The following is a 7,604-nucleotide window of genomic DNA, read 5'->3' on the forward strand; positions in this document are numbered from 1 at the left end:
GACACACAGGTCCGCCCCTGCGGTTCGCTCCCACCCAAAAGGAGGCTTTTTGTGAAATTATTCTGGAAGCTCTTTTGCAGCATGGTCCTCATCACGGCCCTGGCCTGCTCCGCCGGGGGCTACGCCCTCATCCACGCCCAGTTTCGCGCCTCTTTGGACCGGGAGGTGGCGGCGCTGTACGAGGAAAACGACCTCCTCCGCTTCGCCCTGGCCCAGGAGCTGGCCTTCAACCCCCTGTACAGCCGGGAAGAGCTGGCCAAAGCCGCCGGGGGCATCAGCATCACCACCGGCCAGGGGCGGACAGTCTCCTTCCGTCTCAGCGATGAGGCTGGAACGGCCCTGGGCGGCAGCGGCGTGCTGCCGGTGGAGGCGGCGGGCCTCACCTCCCAGCTTCCCGCCGGGCAGCGGGGCTGGGTCATGAACGCCCTGGCCGACGGGCGGATTTACCTCCACGCCGCCAGCCCCCTGGCCCTGGAGGACGGCATCCTCTACCTGGAAAACTGCCGGGAGGTGGGAGAGCTGTTCCAATCCCGGTCGGAGCAGTACCGGAGCTTCTTCTCCTTGATGCTGGTCCTCACCGGGGCGGTGGGGGGCCTGTCCCTGGCGGTGGCCGCCATGCTGGCCCGGCCCCTGGCCCGCCTTTCCGCCGCCGCCCGGCGGATGGCGGAGGGGGAGCTCAGCCAGCGGGTTCGGGTGGACGGGGACGACGAGATCGCCCAGCTCTCCGCCGACTTCAACGTCATGGCCCACCGCATCCAGCGCCAGGTGGCGGAGCTGAAGGCCGCCCAGCGCCGCCAGGAGGACTTCATCGGCAGTTTTGCCCACGAGATTAAAACGCCCCTGACCTCCATCATCGGCTACGCCGACCTTCTCCGCTCCCGCCCGGCCACGGAGGAACAGGTCCGGGAGAGCGCCGGGTATATCTTCGGCGAGGGGCGGCGGCTGGAGGCCCTGAGCCGGAAGCTGCTGGACCTCATCGTCCTGGGACGGCAGGACTTCCCCCTGCGGCCCGTACCCCTGGACGCGTTCCTCCGCCGGGTGGCCGGGGCCATGGAGCCGCCCCTCCGGCAGGCGGGCATCCGGCTCACCCTTCAGTCCCAGGCGGTGACGGCGCGGATGGAGCCGGATTTGATGGAGACCGTCTGCATGAACCTGCTGGACAACGCCCGGAAGGCCATGGAGGACGGCGGGGAGATTTTGCTGGAGGGCTTCGCCCTGGAGGATGGAAGCTGCTGCGTCCAGGTGACGGACCAGGGCAAGGGCATCCCGGCGGAGGAGCTGGAGCGGGTGACGGAGGCTTTTTACATGGTGGACAAGTCCCGCGCCCGGGCCCAGGGGGGCGCGGGGCTGGGGCTGGCCCTGTGCCGCCGGATTGTGGAGCTCCACGGCGGGGAGCTGGAAATTGAGAGCGAGCCGGGCCGGGGCACCCGGGTCCGGGTGCTTTGGAAAGGAGGGGAGGAACTGCCGTGCGAAACTGGAAAAACTGGCTCTTCCCCATCCTGACGGCGCTGACCGTCACGGCTCTGGCCCTGCTGCCCCTGCGGCTTTCCACCTTGGAGGACAGCAAGCTCACCGGCACGGTCCACGCCGAGGACCTGTCGGAGGACAGCAACTTCCCCTTCAAGCCCCCGGACCTGCCGGGGCGGCTCTGGCTCCTGGTCCAGTGGCAGGAAATGCCGGAAAACATCACCATCATGAGCCATGAGCTGGAGGGCGCGGAGCGGGACCGGGCCATGGCGCAGCTCCGGGAGGACCTGGCGGAGCTGGGAAGCCTCCTCTCGCCCGCGGCGCGGACGCTGCTGTCGGAGATCGACGGCGACTCCTGGGAATGGTCCCGGCACTATCTCCGGGACCAGACGGACCTCTCCAGCGCCAGCTTCATCACGGCCTCCACCCATGACAAAAACCAGAAGGCCTACCTCTCCGCCACGGTGGACGGGGAAAGCGGGCAGATCGTCGGCCTGACGTTCAGCAATGTCAACATTGAGGGTATCCCGTGCAGCGTCTCTTCCCTGGAGTTGGGGAAGGCGATTCTGGACCGGCTGGGGCTGGACTACACCCCGGAGGAGGACACCGGCGACGTCGCGTGTTTCCGGCTGACGGACTGCAAGAGCCTCTTTTGGATTGCAAGGCACTGGACCGATCTGTATTTCAGCTTTACGGTAGACTGGGCCGCCGTGGACAAGGAAATCTCCGTAAGCTATGGCCGCGAGCCCACCGATGCAGCTTCGATGCAAAAATGGTAAGACTTCGATGCAGGAATGTTTCGGTTTCGACGGGGACAAGCCTTATCATAGAGACAGTTCAAGAGCGAAGGAGCTGTTTCTATGTCTGTTCATTCCTGCGTATTACATGAATTCTCCCGTCCTGACCGGGAGTATTACGCCGCCGCCCCTGCTCAATGGGACGCGCCCATGGTTTCCAGGCCACGCCGCCCCGCGCCCTCCCGGGCCCGGCGGAGTCCCCGGCGGTCCCCCCTGCCCCTCCTGGCTCTTCTTCTGGGGCTGATGCTGTTCGCCGGCGGCTTCCTGCTGGGCCAGGCCGAGGCCGCGGGAAACAGGGCCGCCCAAGCCGCGGCGGGAGCGGGGGCCGGAAACGGCGGCCCCGTCCGCGTTCTAACCGTCCCCGGGTCGGTGACCTCCGGCGGGGAGGGCACACCTGCCTCCGACGGGAAGGACAGCGCCGTCCCCAAGGACGGCTGGAACCTGATCCTGGTCAACGGGGACCATCCCCTGCCGCAGGATTTCCAGGTCCCGGAATTCACCCAATTGATCAACGGCCACGCCATCGACAAGCGGGCCTACCCCGCCCTCCAGCGGATGATGGACGACTGCCGGGCGGAGGGGCTGGAGCCCACCATCTGCTCCTCCTACCGAAGCTGGGAGAAGCAGGAGGAGCTGTTCCAGCGAAAGGTCCAATCCTGCCTCCCCCAGGCCGGGTCCTTGGAGGAGGCGGAGGAACAGGCCGCCGTCTGGGTGGCCCGCCCCGGAACCAGCGAGCATCAGGCCGGGCTGGCGGTGGACATTGTGGACAAGTCCTACCAGCTTTTAGACGAGGGCCAGGAGAAGACGGCGGTGCAGCAGTGGCTGATGGAGCACTGCGCCGAGTACGGCTTCATCCTCCGCTATCCCACGGAGAAAAGCGCCCTCACCGGCGTGGGCTACGAGCCCTGGCACTACCGCTATGTGGGAGAGGAAGCCGCGGGGGAGATTATGCGGCAGGGGCTCTGCCTGGAGGAATACCTGGGAGAATGCTGACAAAAAAGCGGGAGGCCGCCCTGTGAGGCGGCCTTTCGCCGGCGCTATCCCCTGCCGCGCAAGGGAAACCCAATTTCCATCATTTGTCAAGCCGTGATTTTCACGAATATCCCCCCCTTTTTTCTCCACTCCCGCCATTGCTTTTGCCGGGGGAGTCGGCTACAATGTGTAGCGGTTGCTTTTTATGAATGAATGGAGGATACGGCAGATATGGAATTGGGTTACGATCCGCTTTGGGACGAGCAGGGCCGGCTGCGGCAGGGCTGCACGGTGGGCGAGGCGCTGGCCTGGATGACGAAATTCGGCGGCCGCACACCTGGGGAATCCGTGTGCATCAACGGTGTGGGCTACAAGATCGGCCGTCTGCTCTATGGACCGGAACGGCCCGCCGTGGCGGACAAGCCCATCTCCCGGGTTTACGACGGCTACTATCGCCAGCTGAATTTCAGCGTATAAGCTCCCCGGCAGGGGGGCGGAGGAAGCGGGGCGCATGGCCTTTTGGGCCGGGCGCCTCCTTTTTCATTCCCGGAAAAGCCGGATTCCTCCCGTTTGGAGGCTCATCCATGGTTGACACGAGCCGCTTTACCCGTTAAAATAGCATTGAGAAAAACCGGCGGGACATCCCTTCCCCTCGGCCCCGCCTGGAACCCGCAGCCATATGGAGGAGAACGCTTATGTATCATTGTCATCTGCGGCTCTACTGCGTCGGCCGCCGGCTGGAGCTTTTCGCCCCGCTTAAGGAGACCGCTCCCCAGGAGCCGTTTACCCATACGTTTTTGGAGAGCGGGGAGCCGGACCCCGCCCTGGCCGCCCAGGCCGACGTGATCTTCGCCGACCTCACGGGGCTGGACGCCGCCGGAACCGTCCGGACCCTGGCGGAGAGCGGGGCGGAGCTGGTTGTGCTGGGACTGCGGGATCAGCTGTCCCAGCTGACGGAGCTGCTCCCCGCCCTGGCCGATCTGTGGACCCTGCCCATGAGCGGAGAGGAGCTGCGCTTCCGCTTCCAGAAATGGCTGCGGGCCTGCCACCAGGAGAAGGATCTCTGGGAGGCAAGGCAGTACCTGGAGGCCGCCATCAACAGCGTGCCCAACCTGGTCTGGTACAAAACCAAGGACGGCGTCCACGAAAAGGTAAACGACAGCTTCTGCCAAACGGTGAACAAGGCCAAGGAGCAGGTCCAGGGCCAGCGGCACGCTTATATCTGGGACGTGGAATTTGATGACCCCGTCTGCATCGAGTCCGAGCGGATCGTCATGGAGTCGCAAAAAACCTGCGTGGCGGAGGAAACCGTCCAAACCGGCGAGGGGACCCGGCTTCTGACCACCTATAAGTCCCCCCTGTACGACCTGGACGGCAGCGTCATGGGCACCGTGGGCGTTGGCATCGACGTAACCCGGGAGCGGGCCTATGAGGAGGAGCTGCGCCGGGAGAACCACGCGCTGGAAACCCTGTTCACCACCATGGACTGCGGCGTGCTGTGCCACAGCCTGGACGGGTCCCGTATCCTCAGCGTCAACCGGGCCGCCCTGGTAATTCTGGGCTTCCAGTCCCAGGAAGAACTCTTTGCCGCCGGTTTCGACACCATCGCCACCTCCGTCATTGAAGAGGACCGGGAGAAGCTGCTAAGCTCCATCAAATCCCTGAAAAACGCGGGGGACAGCGTCAGCGTGGTGTACCGGGTCCGGCACACCAACGGGGACGTTCTCCACGTAATGGGCAATGTCAAGCTGATTGAGGAAAACGGAGAACTGTTCTATCAGCGCTTCCTCCTGGACTGCACCGCCCAGAAGCAGCGGGAGCAGGAAGAACAGCTCCGCACGGAGCGCCGCCACCAGGAGCTGGTCCAGGCCCTGAGCACAGACTACAATCTGGTCTGTTACTTTGATCTGGAAACCCGCAAGGGCAACGCCCTGCGGACCTACGCCTGTCCCGCCGGGCTTTTGGAGCAGCTTTTCTCCGGGGATCTGTCCCTGGACGTCCATATGGAAAACTACATACAAACCTGCGTCTACGTGGACGACCGGGACATGGTCCGCCGAGTCTTTGCCGGGGATAACCTCCTTCGGGACCTTCAGGACCGGGGCATCTACTACCTCAACTACCGGACCGTCTGCATGGGTGAAATCCGCTATTTCCAGATGAAGGCCGTGCCCATCGGGGACCAGTCCTCCAGCCGGGGCGTGGTCATCGGCTTTCGCTGCGTGGACGAGGAAACCCGGTCGGAGATGGAGAAAAAGAGCCTGCTGGAGGACGCCCTGGCCCAGGCCAACCGGGCCAGCAAGGCAAAGAGCGTCTTCCTCTCCAACATGTCCCACGACATCCGAACCCCCATGAACGCCATCATCGGCTTCACCGCCCTGGCCACCACCCACATCGACAACCGGGAGCAGGTGGAGGAATATCTGAAAAAGATCATGACCTCCGGCAACCACCTGCTCAGCCTCATCAACGACGTGCTGGACATGAGCCGCATCGAAAGCGGCAAGATGTACCTGGACGAAAAGCCCTGCTCCCTGCCGGACATCCTCCATGGCCTGCGGAGCATCGTCCAGGCGGACGTCCACGCCAAGCAGCTGGAGCTTTACATGGACGCCGTGGACGTGATTCACGAGGACATCCTCTGCGACCGGCTGCGGCTGAACCAGATCCTCTTGAACCTGCTGGGCAACTCCATCAAGTACACCCCTGCCGGGGGCATCGTCAGCATCCGGGTGACGGAGAAGCCCTCCGCCCCGGCGGGCCACGCCGCCTATGAGTTCAGCGTCCGGGACACCGGCATCGGCATGAGCGAGGAGTTCGTCGCCCACATCTTCGAGCCCTTCGAGCGGGAGCGGAACTCCACCACCAGCGGCATCCAGGGCACCGGCCTGGGCATGGCCATTACCCGGAACATCGTGGAGATGATGAACGGCTCCATCCATGTCAAGAGCCGCCAGGGCGTGGGGACGGAATTCTCCGTGGACCTCACCTTCCGTCTCTGCTCCGACGAGAAGCAGCCCACCACCATCCCGGAGCTCTCCGGCTGCCGCGCCCTGGTGGTGGACGACGACTTCAACACCTGCGACAGCGTCTCCTGTATGCTCCAGCAGATCGGCATGCGGGCGGAATGGACCCTCTCCGGCAAGGAAGCGGTGCTCCGCACCCGGCAGGCCGTCATGCGGCGGGACCACTACAGCGTTTACATCATCGACTGGCTGCTGCCGGACATGAACGGCATCGAGGTCACCCGGCGCATCCGCAAGGAGTGCGGGGACGAGGTGCCCATCATCGTCCTCACCGCCTACGACTGGGCCGACATTGAAGACGAGGCCAAGGAGGCCGGGGTCACCGCCTTCTGCGGAAAGCCCCTATTCCTCTCCGAGCTGCGGGACTGCCTCCTCTCCATCGTGGGCACGGAGGAGACCCCCGAGGCGGCGGGCGAAACCGCCGCCCTGCCCCTGGCCCTGGGCCGCATCCTGCTGGCGGAGGACAACGAGCTGAACCAGGAAATCGCCCAGGCCATTTTGGAGGAGGCGGGCTTCACCGTGGAAATCGCGGAGAACGGGCGGATTGCCCTGGACCTGCTGGAACAGGCGGAGCCGGACTATTACCAGCTGGTGCTGATGGACGTGCAGATGCCTGTCATGAACGGCTATGAGGCCACCCGGGCCATCCGGTCCATGGAGGACCCGGCACGAAGCGGCATCCCCATTCTGGCCATGACGGCCAACGCCTTTGAAGAAGACAAACAGGCGGCCCTCAAATGCGGCATGAACGGGCACATCTCCAAGCCCATCGACATTGCCAAGCTGCTGGAAACCCTGCAAAACGTACTGCGGAACCGCTAAGCTTCAAAAAAACGGGAGAGAGGCCAAATGGGTGTGCCGGATAAAGAATGACGCGCAGAACCCAAAAATATCAGGCAGTCACCGCAAAATCAAGCCAATGTGACACAAATTAATACCTGAGAGAAAGCACGATTGAAAGATCGTGCTCGGTCTGTCGAAAAAGTCTGCCACAAGGCAGACTTTTTCATATAAAGATGATAAAATAGGGAATAAGGGGGAGAGATATGTTGGAGCGAGGGAAAAACGAGCGCGGGGTCATAGAAATGGTGGATGCGGAAAGTCTTGTGCCGGCGGAGCATCTGTTTCGGCAAGTGGATGCGGCGGTGGATTTTGAGGGGCTGTATGAAATTGCGGAGCCGCTGTACAGCGAGGATGAAGGGCGGAGGAGTATCAATCCGGCAGTGCTGTTCAAACTGGTGCTGCTCCAACACCTGGACGGGAACGTATCGCTGCCGGGGACGCTCCGCAGAGCAAAGACGGATGCAGCGTACCGATGGTTCCTGCGATACACGCTGAGTGA

Annotated in this window: 6 protein-coding genes; all 6 read left to right on the plus strand. The window is 63.6% G+C overall.

Annotated elements, in window-relative coordinates:
• The first annotated feature begins 51 nt into the window (after positions 1-51).
• Complete coding sequence (locus Q1M04_RS05515; RefSeq protein ID WP_297999721.1) at positions 52-1,503, plus strand: cell wall metabolism sensor histidine kinase WalK; 1,452 nt, start codon at positions 52-54, stop codon at positions 1,501-1,503.
• A complete protein-coding gene (locus tag Q1M04_RS05520) occupies positions 1,467-2,246 on the plus strand; it encodes a hypothetical protein (protein WP_297999723.1) in 780 nt (259 codons plus the stop codon). Before Q1M04_RS05515 ends, Q1M04_RS05520 begins: the two co-directional genes overlap by 37 nt.
• 81 nt (positions 2,247-2,327) lie before the next feature.
• Entirely contained in the window at positions 2,328-3,257 is a 930-nt protein-coding gene (locus Q1M04_RS05525; protein WP_297999725.1) for a M15 family metallopeptidase, read from the plus strand.
• 210 nt (positions 3,258-3,467) lie between these two features.
• Positions 3,468-3,713, plus strand: coding sequence for a hypothetical protein (locus tag Q1M04_RS05530; protein ID WP_293279241.1), 246 nt, complete (start codon positions 3,468-3,470; stop codon positions 3,711-3,713).
• Between the two features lie 218 nt (positions 3,714-3,931).
• A complete protein-coding gene (locus Q1M04_RS05535) occupies positions 3,932-7,084 on the plus strand; it encodes a response regulator (protein WP_297999727.1) in 3,153 nt (1,050 codons plus the stop codon).
• 224 nt (positions 7,085-7,308) lie between these two features.
• Positions 7,309-7,604, plus strand: a 296-nt coding sequence (locus tag Q1M04_RS05540; protein ID WP_300446790.1) for a transposase, incomplete at its 3' end; no start/stop codon positions are given.

The organism is uncultured Oscillibacter sp. (assembly GCF_950073225.1).
Taxonomy (GTDB): Bacteria; Bacillota; Clostridia; order Oscillospirales; family Oscillospiraceae; genus Oscillibacter.

Coding starts and splice junctions, on each gene's coding strand:
- Q1M04_RS05530 (WP_293279241.1), top strand. CDS start 3,468: ATGGAATTGGGTTACGATCCGCTTTGGGACGAGCAGGGCCGGCTGCGG.
- Q1M04_RS05535 (WP_297999727.1), top strand. CDS start 3,932: ATGTATCATTGTCATCTGCGGCTCTACTGCGTCGGCCGCCGGCTGGAG.
- Q1M04_RS05525 (WP_297999725.1), top strand. CDS start 2,328: ATGTCTGTTCATTCCTGCGTATTACATGAATTCTCCCGTCCTGACCGG.